The sequence below is a fragment of the Pannonibacter anstelovis genome (assembly GCF_036881715.1).
GTDB lineage: Bacteria > Pseudomonadota > Alphaproteobacteria > Rhizobiales > Stappiaceae > Pannonibacter > Pannonibacter anstelovis.
Window position 1 is genome coordinate 1 of record NZ_JBAKBF010000021.1, and the last position, 15,796, is coordinate 15,796.

Below are 15,796 nucleotides of genomic sequence, written 5' to 3' on the forward strand. Positions count from 1 at the left end.
GTCAGGCGTCGGTGTGGTCTTCAGCGCGGCCAGGCGGGCGGGGATGGGGTCGTGCGTCGTCATGCTTTCTCCGTTGGGTTCGGGGTTGCATGACGGCATTGGTCGGACGGATAGTGTAGGCAAATTTCTCCCGCATCGTCAGAAGCTTCGCCGCGCTTGCGCTGCATCAGACGGATGAGCCCGAGCGCCAACAGGCCGCAGACTTCGGCGCGTCGCTCGACGGGCGTCATCTGGTCAGGGGGCAGAGGGTTGGGGCGTTTCATGTTTCTTTGGTTTTGCTCGGTGGTGTCATCACCGATCAAAAGCCATCCAGCCACTGGTGGCGGGACATCTCAGATGGACGGGATGCAGAAATACTCTCCGGGAAAGAACTCTAGGGCTTGCCGATTGTGGACTTGTCCATAATTATCAAGGGTTGAGTAATCCAATAGCACTCGTTCTTTGAGGTGGGTTCATGGCGCGCAAAGCATCCCCGATCGGTCCGCATCTTCTGGCGCTGATCGAGGATGCGCGCGTCGACCTCGCCCGGGCTGCCCTCGCAGTGCGAGAGGGCGACAACGAGCCGGATTTCAAGCTGCCCGAGGACGTTCCCGACCTCGACGACGAAGAAGCGGTCGAGGCGTTTCGGCAAGCGCTTGTGGAGACGCTGTCGGACTTCGACCGCGATGACCTGCGACCTGCTGAGCACAGATCACGAAGGATCCGAGCCCTCGCCGAGAAAAAGGGCGTCACCTCTCTCACCACCATTGTCGAGCAAAAGCTCGACAACACCCGGTCACTGGAGTTTCACCATCAACCAGATGAACTTTGCAGAAGCATCTGGGCCTATCTTCATGAACGCGAAACCTTCGAGGATGCGGAGAGCTTTCACTTCGCCCGACAGTTCCGCGACCACGGCAAGCTCTACGATGCCTTCGAGGTCGAACTAGAGAACCAGGTGGTCCTCGATGCGGCAGCCATAGACGAGAAGGCGCTGGCGTCCAAAATCAAGGGCATGCTCGAGCTGAAGCCCGAGATATCCTGTACGGTCAAGGCGCTCGATCTGCCGGCCACCGATATGCACCCTGCGTCCATCATGCTGATCGTCCGGCACGGTGGCCCGCTTTCGAGTGTCTACGATCACAGGCAAGACGGACGGCGAGGAACCATCTATTACCGCCCGCCGAACGAGGCCACGCTGATCTACACGCCCTCGATGCGGCAGATCGAGGTCTGCGCGGACAGCCCCGTGGTACGCCAGACGGTCAGCGACTCCTTCGCCGAAGTTGCGCTCGGTCACGACATCTCCCAGAAACCGCTCACTTGGAAGCGCTATAATCTTTCGCGCTTCCGCTCTTCGCTGCTCCTGCAGCCCCCTGAGATCGAAGGGTACGCGTTCGAGTTCGTGCGCGTCATCGAAGCCGAGATCCGGCTGGGAACCTGGCGCCGCAAGCTTCAGCTCAAGGTGACGGTCGACGATGACATCCAGGAGGTTGCCGACCGATATCTCGGGGCGCGGAACATCTTTCGGCGCGCCGAAGCGTTCAGCCGGATCACCATCGCGGTGGCCTACAATCTGATCGGCGATGACAAGCAGCGGACGCTCAATATCACGATTGCGGGTACGAAGAGCTGCAACCTGCAAAGCAAGCCCGATCCGGAGGAACGCAGCCTCGGCTTCGCGCTGCTCAAGGAATGGGGAATCCTGAGCGCGTTCAGGCAAATCGCGCATGATGACCTTCGCGCGATATTTCCCCAGCTTGTTCAACTCCACGATCGCATCGAGGACGAGGTCAGCGGGAGTTATCTGCTGGAACTCGGGCTTGACCCGAAGCGTCTCATCGAAGGCGGCCTGCTCGAGCGCCGCGACCGTCAGGACGTGGTTCTCATCGAGGACGACGACGTTGACGGAGAAGGCGCCGTCAAGCCGTCTGCCACCGAAGGCATGATCCAAGCTGTCGGTCCTTTCGGCGAAGATGTCGGCAAGCGCCCCGCGTCGGATGTCGAGATGTTCGCGGTAAACGCTCAGTGGCTTCACGAGACGCTCATGCGCCTGATGAAGCCACTGCTGAGCAAGCGGGCGGCGCAGAGACTGGACCCGGACCTGACCCTCGTCGGCGCGATCCAGATCGATGAGGCAGATGTGCCCGTCTATTTCGCACGACGGCTCAATGATCTCAAAGCGGCGCAGAGACTGGATCTGATGTTGCGCGCGCGGGGCACCGCTGGGGTGGGCATCGTCTTCGCCGCGAGCGAGGAGATGCCGTCACATCTTGGGCCTAACGTCGTCATGCCGCTGCTGTCCCATCTCGCATCGGCGGACGAGGAAATGCTGTTCGCGCGCAACGGAATAGAACTCGCGTACCGAGTCGGTCTTTCACTCGCACGCGGGGGCGTGTCCCCGCGGGTAGTTCGGACAGGCAAGCAGTCCGGCACGCTGTTCATTCCTGGCAGGGAACCGCTTCACCTCGCTGGGAACGATCAACTTACGATTTTCGAGCGCCTGGTGGTCGCAGCCACGAAAGGCAGTCCCGACGTTCAGGTAAAGGCGCTGATGGAAGGCTTCGAATCCAGAAGCCCCCAGCAGGCGTTCCGGAAGGAGACCTGGGACAGCATTCGGGACGTCTATATCGGCAAGGGTGCGAAGAACGGATATTGGCGACTGTTATTCACTGCGCAGCCAACTGAAGCCGTGGCCGAGCGAGCCGAGGAGGCGACCGTCTAACAGCGGTCTAACATGCGGCGGGAGACTGTCTAACAAACCACTGATTATTGGAAGGGCTCCACATAGAGGAGCACTTCCATGCCGACTCCCTTCCCCTCGCGCCAGGCAGCCCCGACGAGCTGGTCCGGCGTCGCGACGACCAGGTCCAACACCCACAACTCGGAATGGCGCTGCACGCGCTGTGAGAAGCTGCTCGGCGTCTGCCGGGACGGCCGCATGCACCTGCGCTTCGCGCGGGGGCATGAGTATCTCGTGGGCTTTCCGGTTCAGGCCACCTGTCGCGGCTGCGGCACGCTGAACAACGCAACCGCGCCCATGCGCTGACGCGCATCCCCCTCCCCTGAATTCGCAGAGACGCGAGACGTCCTGACCTGGCCACGAGAAGGCGCCGGACGCCTGGCCGCAAGGCAGGCGTCCGATGTCCTTCGCGTGGCACGAGATCCGTGATCACCTCATGCAATCTTCCTCCAACCTTCACTTCCAGCGCAGTTTCGACGCCATCCGGCGCGCGCAGGCCGCCTTCGCGCCGTTCCGGGATCCGGCGGCCCTGCTGGACGGGCTGCATAGCACCCCGGGCGATCCCGCCCGAAAAAACCAGATCCTCTCAGCGCTCGTCAGGGCGGCGCAGAGCGACGGGCCCGCGTCCGACTGCGCCCTGACGCTGCTGTTGCTGGCGCTCTGGCCCGGCCTCGACGCCATCCGGCACCGGTCGATCTGGCGCAGGATCGGCGCCGCCGACGAGGTCGCGTCCGACGTGCTGGCGCGCACCATCGAGGCGATCCGCAGCCTCGACCTCGGGCGCATCAACTGGATTGCGGCCACGGTGCTGCGCAACGTCGAGCGCGACATGATCCGCGTGCGCCAGCGCGACCAAGTGCGCGAACGTCTCGCCAGCGGTGCCGACACCGACGAGGTGGCGGACAACGGCGACAGCGGCATCGGCGCGGCCGGGTATGCCCGGCTGAACGGCGCCTTGCGGAAGCTGCTCGGCGATGACGCCCTGCTGGTGATCCGCGTGGCGATCGAAGGCTTCTCGCAGGCGGAAGTCGCCGTCGAACTGGACCTGACCGAGGCTGCCGCCCGCAAGCGGTACCAGCGCGCGATGCGCCGGCTGAACGACGCCCTCCAGGAAATCCCCTGAACCGATGTCCCGATCCGGTCCCGCCGGTGGCTTTTTCCATTCGAGCGCCCCGAGCGCCTTCCCTCCAACCGAAAGCAGACACGCATGAACCGCACTGCCGATCTGTCGCTCGAGGATTTCAGGCGTCTTCCGGGGCTCTATCGCCGCTGGGAGCTGACCGAGGTCTGCGAGCCTAACCGCAACTATCAGATCGAGGACGCCGGCGCCCATGCCGACGGGACTCCGCTGCTGGCGATCTACGTCGCCGAGCCCGCGCCCGACGTCCGCGAGGCCGCGTGATGGGCCTCCTCGATCACCTCATCTCACGGAGAAAAGCCATGCCGGACCAGCCGGACGACATCACCCGTCTTCGTAAGGCGAGCTACGCGCTCGAAGACCTCCCCGAAACCATCGCCTTCCCGCAGCGCGCCGGTGACGAGCCGCGCGAGCCGCTGCCGGTCGTCGAGGCGACCGTCGACGAGATCGCCTTCGCGATCGTGGAAGCGGAGCGCGAGAGCACGGCCGCCTACCGCTGCGCCGACGCGCTGAAGCGCCTCTACAAGCTCGCCCGCGAGGCGGGGTGCATCGGCGCAGATCGCGCCGCCACGGCGGTGATGAAGAAGGGGGGCCAGTGATGGCCCTTCCCATCATCGGCGCCGATGAGCGGCTCGCGCAGCGCAAGGGCATCAAGGGCGTCATCTTCGGCCGGTCCGGCATCGGCAAGACCAGCCTGCTCTGGACGCTGAACGCCTCGACCACGCTCTTCCTCGATCTCGAGGCTGGCGATCTGGCGGTCGAGGGGCTGGAGATCGACACGCTCCGGCCCCGCACCTGGAAGGAATGCCGCGATTTCGCGGTGTTCATCGGCGGGCCGAACCCGGCGCTGCGCGAGGACCAACCCTACAGCCAGGCGCATTTCGACGAGGTCTGCGGGCGCTATGGCGATCCGGCGGTGATCGGGAAGTACGAGACCGTCTTCATCGACTCGATCACCGTGGCCGGGCGGCTCTGCTTCCAGTGGTGCCGCGGGCAGCCCGAGGCGTTCTCCGAGAAGACCGGCAAGCCCGACATCCGCGGCGCCTACGGGCTGCATGGCCGCGAGATGATCGGCTGGCTGACCCATCTGCAGCACACGCGCGGCAAGCATGTCTGGTTCGTCGGGATCCTCGACGAGCGGCTCGACGACTTCAATCGCAAGGTATTCCAGCCGCAGATCGACGGATCGAAGACCGGGCTGGAGCTGCCCGGGATCGTGGATCAGGTCATCACCATGGCCGACATCCCTGACCCGGGCGGCCAGCCGCAGCGCGCCTTCGTCTGCCAGACGCTGAACCCCTGGGGCTATCCGGCCAAGGACCGCTCAGGCCGCCTCGACAGGGTTGAGGCCCCGCATCTCGGCCGGCTGATGGAGAAGATCCAGCGCCCCGCGGCGCCTGCCTCCGAACGCCTGACCTGGCCGCCGGTGACCCCGGCCGATCCCGCCCCCGCGCAGGAGCCCGGCAATGGCTGAGCGCCTCTCGCCACGCCTGGTGTCCCGATCCGGTCGCCGGGGTGGCTTTTCCCCTCTGACGCCGCTGCGCGTCCCATCCTCCAACTGAAAGGAGCCGCGCAATGTCCGGACCCTGGAACGACTTCAACTCCGCCCAATCCAACACCAACGTCATCCCGAAGGGCACGCTCGCCAAGGTGCGGGCCTCACTGCGGCCCGGCGGCTACGACGACCCCTCGCAGGGCTGGACCGGCGGCTGGGCGCGCCGCGCCGCCACCGGCGCCGTCTATCTTGACGTCGAATATACGGTGCTCGAGGGGCCCTATGCCCGGCGCAAGATCTGGTCGCTGATCGGTCTCTACAGCCCCAAGGGCCCGGACTGGGCCAACATGGGGCGCGGCCTGATCCGCGGCATCCTCAACTCGGCGCGCGGCGTGTCGGACAAGGACAACTCGCCCGAGGCGCAGGCGCGCCGCCGCATCAACGGCTTCGGCGATCTCGACGGCGTCGAATTCGTCGCCCGCATCGACATCGGCACCGACACCAACGGCGAGGACAAGAACGAGATCCGCGCCGCCGTCACCCCCGACCATCGCGACTACGCCGCGCTCATGGGCGCGGTCGCGCCGCAGTTCACCGCCGCGCCGGCGCAGGGCCACGCCCCGCAGCAGCCTACCACGGTCACCCAGCCCAGCCAGCCTGCGTCCGCCCCCGGCGCCGCCGGTCGGCCGAGCTGGGCGCAGTAAGGGGGAGACCAGCGATGCGCCTGCGCCCCCGCCAGAAGACCTTCGTCGAGCGCAGCGTGGCTGCGCTCGCTTCCCGCGGCAACACGTTGGGTGTGGCGCCCACCGGCGCGGGCAAGACCATCATGCTCTCGGCGGTCACCGGCGAGATGATCGGCGACGGCGCCAAGGCCTGCGTGCTGGCCCATCGCGACGAGCTGACGGCGCAGAACCGCGCCAAGTTCCAGCGCGTGGTGCCGGGCGTCGCCACCTCAGTCATCGACGCCACCGAGAAGTCTTGGGGCGGCCAGGTCGCCTTCGCGATGGTGCCGACGCTGGCGCGGGCCTCGAACCTCGCCGACATGCCGCGCCTCGATCTGCTGGTCGTGGATGAGGCGCATCACGCCGTCGCCGACAGCTATCGCCGCATCATCGACCGGGTGCGCGAGGCCAATCCCGACGCCCGCATCTTCGGGGTCACGGCGACGCCGAACCGTGGCGACAGGAAGGGCCTGCGCGAGGTCTTCGACAATGTCGCTGACCAAGTCCGGCTGGGCGAGTTGATCGCCTCGGGCCACCTCGTGCCGCCCCGCACCTTCGTCATCGACGTGGGCGTGCAGGACGAGTTGCGCTCGGTCCGCAAGACCATGTCGGATTTCGACATGGCGGAGGTCGCGGGCATCATGGACCGCGCCCCCGTCACCGACGAGGTGATCCGCCACTGGAAGGAGAAGGCAGGCGACCGGCAGACCGTGGTGTTCTGCTCCACCGTCGCGCACGCCGAACACGTCACCGACGCCTTCAGGGCGGCGGGCGTTTCCGCCGCCCTGATCCACGGCGACCTAGCGGCCGAGACCCGCAAGGCGATCCTCGCCGACTACGCGGCGGGGAACATCCGCGTCGTCGTCAATGTGGCGGTGCTGACCGAGGGCTGGGACCACCCGCCCACCTCCTGCGTCGTGCTGCTGCGCCCCAGTTCCTACAAGTCCACCATGATCCAGATGGTCGGGCGCGGCCTGCGCACCGTCGACCCCGAGGAACACCCCGGCATCGTCAAGACCGACTGCGTCGTGCTGGATTTCGGCACCTCGAGCCTGCTCCACGGCACGCTGGAACAGGATGTCGATCTGGACGGCAAGACCGAGACCGGCGAGGCGCCGACCAAGACCTGTCCTGCCTGCGAGGCGGAGATCCCGCTTGCCGCCACCGAATGCCCGCTCTGCGGTGAGGCGTTCCCGCGCGAGGATCTGGATGCGGGCGAAGGCGGGGCCGCCGCACCGCTCTCGGGTTTCATGATGACCGAGATCGACCTGCTGCAGCGGTCCAGCTTCGCGTGGGTCGACCTCCACGGCACGGACGACGCGCTGATGGCCACGGGCTTCACGGCCTGGGGCGGCATCTTCTGGCTGGACGGGGTCTGGTACGCCATCGGCGGGGCGAAGGGCGAGCGCCCGCATCTGCTGGGCGTGGGCGAGCGCACGGTCTGCCTCGCGCAGGCAGACGACTGGCTGAATACCCATGAGACCGACGAAAGCGCCTTCAAGACCCGATCCTGGCTGCGCCAGTCGCCGACCGAAAAGCAGCTGCAGTACCTGCCGCCCGAGTGCCGCCACGACTTCGGCCTGACGCGCTACCGCGCCTCGGCGCTGATGACCTTCGGCTTCAACAAGCGCGCCATCCGCCAGCTGATCGACACGGCCGCCGGGCCCGAACGGAGGGCAGCATGACCCATGTCCACATCCACCCCCATCACGGCCGAGGAGCAGCGGCGGCTCTGGCATCCGCGTGGGACGCTCTGTGCTGTCTGCCGGCAACCCACCCGCGGCTTTGGCTGGTTCGATCCGCACCGCCCGGCGGCTTCGCCGCCAAAGTCATCGAAATGTGCGCGTCCGCGCACGGGGCGGCCCCGGCCTTCGGTCTGGTTCTGCTCGATGCCCTGCCAGTCCTTCTGGACGCGCTTGGCCAGGGAGCGTTTCGCCATGGTTGACCTGACCGAGGAAGAGTGCGCCGCGATCACCGCCACCATGAAGCGCGTGGCGCTGCTGATGGACGAGATCGGCTGGGCCACCCCGCTGGCCGAGCTGACCGAGGCGCAGGTGCGCGCGCTGATCGAGGAGGCCGTCGAGGGCTTCCGCGAGGCCATGTCCGACATCGCCCGGGCGCAGACGCCGGAGGTGCCGTTTTGATGAAAACGTGCAGCAAATGCAACAAAAAGAAGCCGGCGGTGGAGTTTGGCGTGCGGCGCCGGAGCCCCGATGGCCTACAGGCTTGGTGCCGGGATTGCCGCCGGGAATACCAGCGCGCCTATGCGCAGAACTTCCGCGATCCCGAAAAACATCGGGAGGCGCAGCGCCGCTATCGGCTGCGTCACGCTGAAAAGAACAAGGCGCACAGCATCGTCAGGAGCGCCGTCAAGGCCTGCCGGATCATCGTGCCGGTCTGGTGTCAGCGATGTGGCTGCGTGACCGACCTCGAAGCGCATCACCACGACTATGACGCGCCGCTCTCGGTCGAATGGCTCTGCTCGACCTGCCACGGGCTCGCCCACCGCAGCTACGAGGGAGGCCAGCATGCTGGACTATAACCGCCGCCCCAGCTTCGCCGACCGGGTCAACGCCGCCGTCGACCACGCGCTCACCGCCGATCAGGCGACGCGGCCGCCCCGCGACTATCTCGGCGGCTCGCGCCTCGGCCATGCCTGCGAGCGGGCGCTGCAGTTCGAGTTCACCGCGACGCCAAAGGACGATGGCCAGGACTTCTCGGGCCAATCGCTGCGCATCTTCGCTATCGGCCACGCGCTCGAGGATCTGGCGGTCGCCTGGCTACGCGGCGCCGGGTTCGATCTCTACACCCGCAAGGGCAACCGCCCAGATGGCGGCCAGTTCGGCTTCTCCGTCGCGGGCGGACGCATCCGCGGTCATGTCGACGGCATCATCGCCGCCGGGCCCGAAGGCTTCGGTCTCGCCGTTCCCGCGCTCTGGGAATGCAAGACGATGAACGCGAAGAACTGGCGCGCCTGCGTCAAGGACGGCGTCACGAAGTCGAAGCCGGTCTATGCCGCCCAGATCGCGGTCTATCAGGCCTACATGGAAGGGACGGTCCCCGGTATCTCGGCCGCGCCCGCCGTATTCACCGCGATCAACAAGGACACGGCCGAGATGCACCACGAACTGGTGCCCTTCGACGCCGATCTCGCGCAGCGCATGTCCGACCGGGGCGTGCGGATCCTGCAGGCGACCGATGCGGGCGAGCTTCTGCCGCGCGTCGCCACCACGCCCGACTTCTTCGAATGCCGCTTCTGCCCGTGGTCCGAGCGCTGCTGGAGGCTTTCCGCATGAGCGACGACGGCATCCTGCACTTCAACCCGTGGATGGACTTCAACGACGGGCCACCGTCCGAGAACCCCTTCGGCTGCGACCCCGACCCCGAGCAGATCGCCGTGTTCCTTGACACCGTGTTCAGCTGGTGCGAGGGGCTGATCCCGCTCCGCGGCTTCGTCGACAAGGGTCAGGGCCGGGACGGCAAGCCGCACAACATCTGGATCCCCGCCGACGACACCGCGCCCGAAAAGCTCGCGACCTTTGCCGCATGGGCCAATCGCGAGGGCGCCGCCGTCTATGTCATCCCCGGCACGGTTGAGGAACAGGGCCAGGCCCGCGCCACTGATGTGCTGCAGATGCAGGCCATCGTCGTCGATCTCGACGCGGGCGACATCCCGGCCAAGCTGGACCATGTCACCCGCCACCTCGGCGCGCCGACGCTCATCATCGAAAGCGGCGGGCGCACGTCCGAGGGTGCGGCGAAGCTCCATGTCTGGTGGAGACTGACCGAGCCGGCCGAGGGCGACGATCTCGCCACCCTCTGCCGCCTGCGGGGCGAGATCGCCGTGAAGGTCGGCGGCGACACGCATTTCCGCTCGGCGCACCAGCCGATCCGGGTGCCCGGCACCGTCTATCACAAGCACGGCCACCAGCGCCTCGTGCAGATCCGCGAACATCGCGACGTCGAGGTGGACCTGGCGGATTTCGCGGAAAAGGTCGCCGACATGCCGCCGCTGCCCGGCGTGGGCTTCGCCAGCGACGTCTCGTCCGCGCAGGCCAAACCCGGCATCGACTCGGTGCTCACCACACCGGTGCGTGAAGGCGCGGTGGACGACTGGTCGCGTTTCCAGGGAGCCAGTGCAGCCATCGGCCATTACGTGCGCCTGGTGCACGAAGGCCGCCTCGACCCCTTCGCAGGCTGGGAGGCGATCTGCGGCTACAATGCCGCCATGCTGCGCCCGTCCTGGCCGCTCGATCGGCTGATGGCCGAGTCCGAACGTCTCTGGGCGCTGCATGTGAAGCGCAACGGCCCGCCGCTCCTGCGCGCGGCCCACGTCGATGCCCCGGCAATCCCACTGCCGACATTCACCCTCGGCGCTCTCCTCGACGACACGAGCCCGATGCCCGAGGACATCATCGGACCGCGCGTGCTGACGCCGGGCGGGCTCCTGGTGCTGGGCGGCGCGCCCAAGGTCGGCAAGAGCGACTTCCTGATCTCATGGCTCGTGCACATGGCCGCTGGCGTGCCGTTCCTCGGGTTCACGCCGCCGCGGCCGCTGCGCGTGTTCTACCTGCAGGCGGAGATCCAGTATCACTACCTGCGCGAGCGCATGCAGCAGATCGCTCTGCCCGCCGCCGTGATCGCCGCCGCGCGCAACACCTTCATCGCCACACCGAAGCTGAAGCTGCTGCTCGACGCGGAAGGCGTCGCCCGCGTGGCCGAGGCGATCCGGGCCGCATTCGCCGACGCGCCGCCCGACATCATCGTCATCGACCCGATCCGCAACCTCTTCGATGGCGGCCCCGAAGGCGGCGGCGAGAACGACAACACCGCCATGATGTTCTTCCTGAAGGACCGCGTGGAGCTCTTGCGCGAAGCGGTCAATCCGGACGCGGGCGTCATCCTCGCCCACCACACCCGCAAGGCCAGCAAGCACCAGGTCAAGGACGATCCCTTCCTCGCGCTGTCCGGCGCCAGCGCGCTGCGCGGCTTCTATACCTCGGGGCTGCTCATGCACCGGCCCGACGAGGACAGCACCGTCCGCAGGCTGGAAATCGAGCTGCGGAACGGCCCGGCGCTGCCGGGCAAGCTCATCGACAAGGTGAAGGGCGAATGGGTCGAGCTCAACCCGCTGAACGAGCGCCTGGTGCGCAAGGAGGTCGGCGCCAAACTCGATGCCGAGCGGTTGCGCAAGCATGATGTCATCCTCGGCATGCTGCTGGATGAGGCGGTGAGCGAGCGCCTCTACACCGCCATGCAGTTCGCCGAGACCTTCGAGAACCGGGGCGGTCTGGGCAGCAAGCACACGATCCGCGAGCGCCTCAGCGTGCTGGCGACCAAGGGCTTCGTGAAGTTCCTGCGCGACCCCTCGGGGTTCGGCTTCCCCGTCACCCGGTCGCGGTTCGGCTACCTCTGCGTCGAGGGCATGCAGTTTGGCGCGTCCGACGAGCATGTCGATCCGGACACTGGCGAGGTCACCACAACCGCCCGTCCGGTCCTGCCCAGCCACTTCAAATGCCCCCAGTCCGGGCTCTGCCTGCAGGTCGAAAACCCCGCTGTCTGGGTCTACCCGGAGGGGCTCGAGGACGACCTCTCTCATATGAGTGAGGCCTGACTCATATGACAGCGCCAACTGTGCACTCAACGAAATCAACGGGTTACGGGAAAATAAGAGTTAGGTCCCTAACTCATGCCCGAAGACTTCATGAAGTCTTATTCCGCAATGATTTCAGATACTTGGCCTCCCCGGAACAGTTAGGTGTCAAACCCCCATACTACGTATGGGAGGGCCACCCCACAGGGTTGGCCACTCCTCCCATACGTCCGGGCCAGCCGCGCGCGCCGCCGTAACACTCCTTTTGCTCTCCGACCCGACGACGGCGGCCCCGTACCGCCAAGCACCAGACCGCCGTCGTCTTCCACCACCAAAGGCCCCCGGCAAAGGAGACCCATCATGGCTCAGCCGACTCTGATCCCGAAATCCGACGACGCAAGGTTTGAATCGCTGCCGCTCGACACCCCCCGCAACCGCTGCATTCTCGCGCTCGACCTCGGCACCAGCACCGGCTGGGCGATCCGCGGCCATGACGGCCTGATCACCAGCGGCACCGTCTCGCTGCGCCCCGGCCGCTTCGACGGCGGCGGCATGCGCTACCTGCGCTTCACCAACTGGCTGACCGAAATCGACCGGTTCTCCGGACCCGTCGCCGCCATCTGGTTCGAGGAGGTCCGCCGCCACGCGGGCACCGATGCGAGCCACATCTACGGCGGGCTCATGGCCACGCTGACCGCATGGGCCGAACTCCGCGGCGTGCCCTACGAGGGCGTCCCGGTCGGCACGATCAAGCGCCACGCTTCGGGCAAGGGCAACGCCGACAAGGCCGCGATGGTCGCCGCCGTCCGCGCCCGGGGCTTCAGCCCGGCCGACGACAACGAGGCCGACGCCATCGCCATCCTGCTCTGGGCGATCGAGACGAAGGGAGGTGTCGCATGAGATGGCATCCCCACGGTTACGGCGGTCGCCGCCGGGATCCTGAGCAGGTCAAGCGCGAGGGCTGGCAGGAACAGGGCGTCCTCGCGGTCTCCGCCGATGACGACCGCCTCACCTGGCCCGAGCGTGAACTGGTCCGACAACTCGGCGAGAAGCTCTACGGGCCGCGCCCATCCGACAGGGAGGCGCGCCATGGCTGATCGCGAATGGACCGCCGACTGCGTCGCCGATCATTTCGAGGAGGCGTTCCGCACCCTGCGCAAGCTGCCGCCGGTGAAGGTGCAGGGCTATTTCAACACCTGGCCCGACATCGTTCGGACGAGCCGCGAGATCGCGGCGATGGAACCGCAGCCCATGCGGGTCTGGCCCTCGGCCGCGGCGATCACCCGGCTGGAGCAGACCTTCGACTGGGTGCTGTGGATCGAGGAAGCAGAGCGCAAGCTCGTCTGGTCCCGCGCTGCGCGGGTGCCATGGAAGCAGATCAGCGGCGAGCTCGGCTGCGACCGCACCACCGCCTGGCGGCGCTGGCAGCTGGCGCTCACCAAGATCGCGGCGCGGCTGAATGCATAAGCGACTCCAATGTGTTGCAACACTTTTTCCTTCGACACCTGCAACATGATCGTGCTATTCCGAAGGCAAGATGGGGAGAGTGCGCCGAAGGGCTCGCTCTCCCCTTTGCGTTGCGGTGGATGCCCGGTGGTTTCCGGGGTCCAGCAGGAATCCGATCCGGGGTCCAGCGGGCTCGACAGGCGGCGACAGTTCGCAGCCGGGCGAGCGATCGGCGGATGGCCGGAACGAAAACCGCTAAGCCTTTGATATCTTGGTTCCTTCCTGGCGATAGTCCTATGCTGGCGGGCGAAGCGCGGCGCATCGCTAGCGACCGGCCTCGATTTTTGGGAAGCCACCCGGAAGCCACCGCCGCCTGAACCCGCCTGAAGCACTGCAAATTCAAACCCTTGAAGCTGGACACCCCTGGTGGCCGCAGGACCTCGCGTGGAGTCCAGTCTGGACCCCAGAGTCCGGAAGCCACCGGCATCCACCCGACCGAGGAACCTTGCCCACCATGACGCTGAGCTTCGCACCGGACGCGATCGAGACGTGGCCGCTGTCGCGCCTGCAGCCCTACGCGAAGAACGCGAAGGCGCACGGCGCGGACCAGGTCGCGAAGATCGTCGCCAGCATGGCCGAGTTCGGCTGGACCGTGCCCTGCCTCGTCGCCGAGGACGGCGAGTTGATCGCGGGCCATGGCCGGGTGCTGGCCGCGACGCAACTAGGGCTGACGGAAGCACCGGTGATCGTGTTGGGGCACCTGACCGAGGCGCAGCGGCGGGCGTACCGCATCGCGGACAACAAGCTGACCGAACTCGGCAGTTGGGACGAGGCGCTGCTGTCGGCAGAACTGAATGACCTCTTGGCCGAGGATTTCGACTTGTCCCTTGTCGGCTTCTCCGACGGCGAGTTGGACAAGCTGCTGGCTTTCGTGCCGGAGGGGGACGGGGAAGAAGGTGGTGCCGGGGGCTCTGTGCCGCCGGTGACCATCCCCGAACCGCCGCGCAATCCTGCGTCGCGCACCGCCGATCTCTGGATCCTCGGCGACCACCGGCTGCTCTGCGGCGACTCGACCTCGCACGACGATGTCCGCCGCCTGATGAACGGCGAGCGGGCGATCCTGTTCGCCACCGACCCGCCGTATCTCGTCGACTACGACGGCTCGAACCACCCGACGCGCAACAAGGACTGGTCCGCGTCCTACGGCACCACCTGGGACGACAGTTCGCAGGGGGCGGAACTCTACGACGGCTTCATCGCGGCGGCCGTGGCCGAGGCCATCACCGAGGACGCCGCCTGGTACTGCTGGCACGCCTCGCGCCGCCAGGCGATGCTGGAGGCCTGCTGGGAAAAAGCGGGTGCCTTCGTCCATCAGCAGATCATCTGGGTGAAGGACCGCGGCGTCCTGACCCGGTCCCACTACCTCTGGAAGCACGAGCCCTGCTTCATGGGCTGGCGCCGTCCGAACCGCCCGCCGAAGGTGGCCGAGCAGACGCTGCCCTCGACATGGGAGATGCCGTCCTTCGCCAGGGACGAGCGTCCTGACCACCCCACGCCGAAGCCGCTCGATGCCTTCGGGATCCCGATGCGCCAGCACGTGGCGCGCGGCGGGCTCTGCTACGAGCCATTCTCCGGCTCCGGCTCGCAGATCATGGCGGGCGAGGCCAACGGCCGCCGCGTCTTCGCGATGGAGATCAGCCCGGCCTATGTCGATGTCGCCGTGGAGCGCTGGCAGGCCGAGACCGGTCGCGACGCAATCCTCGACGGCGATGGCCGGACCTTCGCGCAAGTGACAACCGAGCGGCTGGGCGACGATGCCGCCGCCCCGGCCGATGCCCCGGCAACGGACGCCGCCCCCGAACCCGCGCGCAAGCGCAAGACCGCCGCGTGACATGCATGACCTGGCTTTACCTTCCTTCGGACGCGCTTCCGGAGCCGGAGACGCATGCCTTTTCGGCCTCTCGCTCTGTTCCGGCGCAGGTGGTCTCGACCTCGGGCTCGCCATCGCCATCCCCGGATATCGTGCTGTGGGCCATGTCGAACGGGAAACCTTCGCCGCAGCCACTCTCGTGGCGCGGATGGAAGACGCGTCCCTGGATCAGGCTGTTGTCTGGGACGATGTTGGAACCTTCGACGGCCGCCCTTGGCGCGGCGCGGTGGACATCGTCACTGCGGGCTATCCGTGCCAGCCGTTTTCCGTCGCGGGCAAGCGCCGGGGCGCTGACGACCCACGCCACCTCTGGCCGCATGTCGCTCGCATCATCGGCGAAATTAAACCGCCTTTCGTCTTCCTCGAGAATGTCGCCCATCATCTCCGCCTCGGCTTCCCCGAAGTCGCCAGCGGACTGGTCGGCCTGGGCTACCGCCTTGCGGCAGGCCTCTTCACGGCGGCGGAGGTCGGTGCGCCCCACAAGCGCGAACGTCTCTTCATCCTCGCGATCCGCGAGGGGGACGAGCTGGCCGACCCCGCGCGCCTGCTCTGGGACCCGCTCGAGTGGCGGGAACCGGACGGAACTGCTGAGGCTCTGGCCGACGCCGAGGGCAAGCGCCAACGAGAACCGGCAGACCAGGCCGACACCGTCGCAGGAAGCGGGCCAGCACGGGATGAACCTGGCGACGACGGCCGTGCTCTGGCCGACGCCGATGGCGAACGATGGGTGCAAGCCGAGTGCTGGCAACC

At 67.0% G+C, this 15,796-nt stretch carries 17 protein-coding genes and 1 pseudogene; 17 read left to right on the forward strand and 1 reads right to left on the reverse strand.

The genetic code is table 11. From position 1 onward, the window contains the following. Window positions 1–59 precede the first annotated feature (59 nt). A complete protein-coding gene (locus V6L75_RS20445; RefSeq protein WP_334253318.1) occupies window positions 60–302 on the reverse strand; it encodes a hypothetical protein in 243 nt (80 codons plus the stop codon). A gap of 152 nt (window positions 303–454) precedes the next feature. Here V6L75_RS20445 and V6L75_RS20450 point away from each other — a divergent pair, with 152 nt between their 5' ends. The 17 genes and pseudogenes from V6L75_RS20450 to V6L75_RS20530 form a co-directional block, all read left to right on the forward strand. Beyond that, window positions 455–2,704 carry a hypothetical protein gene (locus tag V6L75_RS20450; RefSeq protein ID WP_334253319.1) on the forward strand — a complete coding sequence of 750 codons (2,250 nt, stop codon included), beginning with the start codon at window positions 455–457 and terminating at the stop codon, window positions 2,702–2,704. A gap of 78 nt (window positions 2,705–2,782) precedes the next feature. After that, window positions 2,783–3,028 carry a hypothetical protein gene (locus tag V6L75_RS20455; RefSeq protein WP_334253320.1) on the forward strand — a complete coding sequence of 82 codons (246 nt, stop codon included), beginning with the start codon at window positions 2,783–2,785 and terminating at the stop codon, window positions 3,026–3,028. A 94-nt stretch (window positions 3,029–3,122) separates the two neighbouring features. Further along, window positions 3,123–3,845, forward strand: a complete 723-nt coding sequence (locus tag V6L75_RS20460; RefSeq protein WP_334253321.1) for an RNA polymerase sigma factor — start codon at window positions 3,123–3,125, stop codon at window positions 3,843–3,845. Between the two features lie 84 nt (window positions 3,846–3,929). Further along, a complete protein-coding gene (locus V6L75_RS20465; protein ID WP_018303655.1) occupies window positions 3,930–4,124 on the forward strand; it encodes a hypothetical protein in 195 nt (64 codons plus the stop codon). 38 nt (window positions 4,125–4,162) lie between these two features. Beyond that, window positions 4,163–4,459 (forward strand): hypothetical protein, encoded by a 297-nt coding sequence (locus V6L75_RS20470; RefSeq protein ID WP_334253322.1) that lies wholly within the window; start codon window positions 4,163–4,165, stop codon window positions 4,457–4,459. Further along, window positions 4,459–5,334: an ATP-binding protein gene (locus V6L75_RS20475; RefSeq protein WP_334253323.1), complete on the forward strand. Its 876-nt coding sequence runs from the start codon at window positions 4,459–4,461 to the stop codon at window positions 5,332–5,334. Before V6L75_RS20470 ends, V6L75_RS20475 begins: the two co-directional genes overlap by 1 nt. A gap of 101 nt (window positions 5,335–5,435) precedes the next feature. Beyond that, window positions 5,436–6,059, forward strand: coding sequence for a hypothetical protein (locus V6L75_RS20480; RefSeq protein WP_334253324.1), 624 nt, complete (start codon window positions 5,436–5,438; stop codon window positions 6,057–6,059). 14 nt (window positions 6,060–6,073) lie between these two features. Continuing rightward, the gene (locus V6L75_RS20485) at window positions 6,074–7,762 is read left to right on the forward strand and encodes a DEAD/DEAH box helicase (protein WP_334253325.1); all 1,689 of its coding nucleotides are present in this window, start codon (window positions 6,074–6,076) and stop codon (window positions 7,760–7,762) included. Window positions 7,763–7,966: 204 nt separating this feature from the next. Continuing rightward, on the forward strand, window positions 7,967–8,221 hold the full coding sequence (locus V6L75_RS20490) for a DUF6511 domain-containing protein (RefSeq protein ID WP_334253326.1): 255 nt from the start codon (window positions 7,967–7,969) through the stop codon (window positions 8,219–8,221). Beyond that, window positions 8,221–8,619, forward strand: coding sequence for a hypothetical protein (locus tag V6L75_RS20495; RefSeq protein ID WP_334253327.1), 399 nt, complete (start codon window positions 8,221–8,223; stop codon window positions 8,617–8,619). The genes V6L75_RS20490 and V6L75_RS20495 overlap by 1 nt, the downstream gene beginning before the upstream one ends. Continuing rightward, window positions 8,606–9,373 carry a hypothetical protein gene (locus tag V6L75_RS20500; RefSeq protein WP_334253328.1) on the forward strand — a complete coding sequence of 256 codons (768 nt, stop codon included), beginning with the start codon at window positions 8,606–8,608 and terminating at the stop codon, window positions 9,371–9,373. The genes V6L75_RS20495 and V6L75_RS20500 overlap by 14 nt, the downstream gene beginning before the upstream one ends. Further along, window positions 9,370–11,691 carry an AAA family ATPase gene (locus V6L75_RS20505; protein WP_334253329.1) on the forward strand — a complete coding sequence of 774 codons (2,322 nt, stop codon included), beginning with the start codon at window positions 9,370–9,372 and terminating at the stop codon, window positions 11,689–11,691. Before V6L75_RS20500 ends, V6L75_RS20505 begins: the two co-directional genes overlap by 4 nt. 339 nt (window positions 11,692–12,030) lie before the next feature. Beyond that, a complete protein-coding gene (locus V6L75_RS20510) occupies window positions 12,031–12,570 on the forward strand; it encodes a hypothetical protein (protein WP_334253330.1) in 540 nt (179 codons plus the stop codon). Continuing rightward, entirely contained in the window at window positions 12,567–12,767 is a 201-nt protein-coding gene (locus tag V6L75_RS20515; protein ID WP_028720215.1) for a hypothetical protein, read from the forward strand. Before V6L75_RS20510 ends, V6L75_RS20515 begins: the two co-directional genes overlap by 4 nt. Beyond that, window positions 12,760–13,137 carry a DUF6362 family protein gene (locus V6L75_RS20520; RefSeq protein WP_334253331.1) on the forward strand — a complete coding sequence of 126 codons (378 nt, stop codon included), beginning with the start codon at window positions 12,760–12,762 and terminating at the stop codon, window positions 13,135–13,137. The genes V6L75_RS20515 and V6L75_RS20520 overlap by 8 nt, the downstream gene beginning before the upstream one ends. A gap of 493 nt (window positions 13,138–13,630) precedes the next feature. Beyond that, window positions 13,631–15,007, forward strand: coding sequence for a site-specific DNA-methyltransferase (locus tag V6L75_RS20525; protein ID WP_334253332.1), 1,377 nt, complete (start codon window positions 13,631–13,633; stop codon window positions 15,005–15,007). Window position 15,008: 1 nt separating this feature from the next. Next, window positions 15,009–15,518 (forward strand): annotated as a pseudogene (locus V6L75_RS20530) (DNA cytosine methyltransferase); the annotation flags it as partial. Window positions 15,519–15,796 lie beyond the last annotated feature (278 nt).

What these genes read in the sequence shown, in the direction of transcription:
- V6L75_RS20470 (WP_334253322.1), top strand. Translation starts at nt 4,163, where the DNA reads ATGCCGGACCAGCCGGACGACATCACCCGTCTTCGTAAGGCGAGCTAC.
- V6L75_RS20485 (WP_334253325.1), top strand. Translation starts at nt 6,074, where the DNA reads ATGCGCCTGCGCCCCCGCCAGAAGACCTTCGTCGAGCGCAGCGTGGCT.
- V6L75_RS20520 (WP_334253331.1), top strand. Translation starts at nt 12,760, where the DNA reads ATGGCTGATCGCGAATGGACCGCCGACTGCGTCGCCGATCATTTCGAG.
- V6L75_RS20475 (WP_334253323.1), top strand. Translation starts at nt 4,459, where the DNA reads ATGGCCCTTCCCATCATCGGCGCCGATGAGCGGCTCGCGCAGCGCAAG.
- V6L75_RS20490 (WP_334253326.1), top strand. Translation starts at nt 7,967, where the DNA reads ATGCCCTGCCAGTCCTTCTGGACGCGCTTGGCCAGGGAGCGTTTCGCC.
- V6L75_RS20510 (WP_334253330.1), top strand. Translation starts at nt 12,031, where the DNA reads ATGGCTCAGCCGACTCTGATCCCGAAATCCGACGACGCAAGGTTTGAA.
- V6L75_RS20525 (WP_334253332.1), top strand. Translation starts at nt 13,631, where the DNA reads ATGACGCTGAGCTTCGCACCGGACGCGATCGAGACGTGGCCGCTGTCG.
- V6L75_RS20460 (WP_334253321.1), top strand. Translation starts at nt 3,123, where the DNA reads ATGTCCTTCGCGTGGCACGAGATCCGTGATCACCTCATGCAATCTTCC.
- V6L75_RS20465 (WP_018303655.1), top strand. Translation starts at nt 3,930, where the DNA reads ATGAACCGCACTGCCGATCTGTCGCTCGAGGATTTCAGGCGTCTTCCG.
- V6L75_RS20505 (WP_334253329.1), top strand. Translation starts at nt 9,370, where the DNA reads ATGAGCGACGACGGCATCCTGCACTTCAACCCGTGGATGGACTTCAAC.
- V6L75_RS20450 (WP_334253319.1), top strand. Translation starts at nt 455, where the DNA reads ATGGCGCGCAAAGCATCCCCGATCGGTCCGCATCTTCTGGCGCTGATC.
- V6L75_RS20455 (WP_334253320.1), top strand. Translation starts at nt 2,783, where the DNA reads ATGCCGACTCCCTTCCCCTCGCGCCAGGCAGCCCCGACGAGCTGGTCC.
- V6L75_RS20500 (WP_334253328.1), top strand. Translation starts at nt 8,606, where the DNA reads ATGCTGGACTATAACCGCCGCCCCAGCTTCGCCGACCGGGTCAACGCC.
- V6L75_RS20515 (WP_028720215.1), top strand. Translation starts at nt 12,567, where the DNA reads ATGAGATGGCATCCCCACGGTTACGGCGGTCGCCGCCGGGATCCTGAG.
- V6L75_RS20495 (WP_334253327.1), top strand. Translation starts at nt 8,221, where the DNA reads ATGAAAACGTGCAGCAAATGCAACAAAAAGAAGCCGGCGGTGGAGTTT.
- V6L75_RS20480 (WP_334253324.1), top strand. Translation starts at nt 5,436, where the DNA reads ATGTCCGGACCCTGGAACGACTTCAACTCCGCCCAATCCAACACCAAC.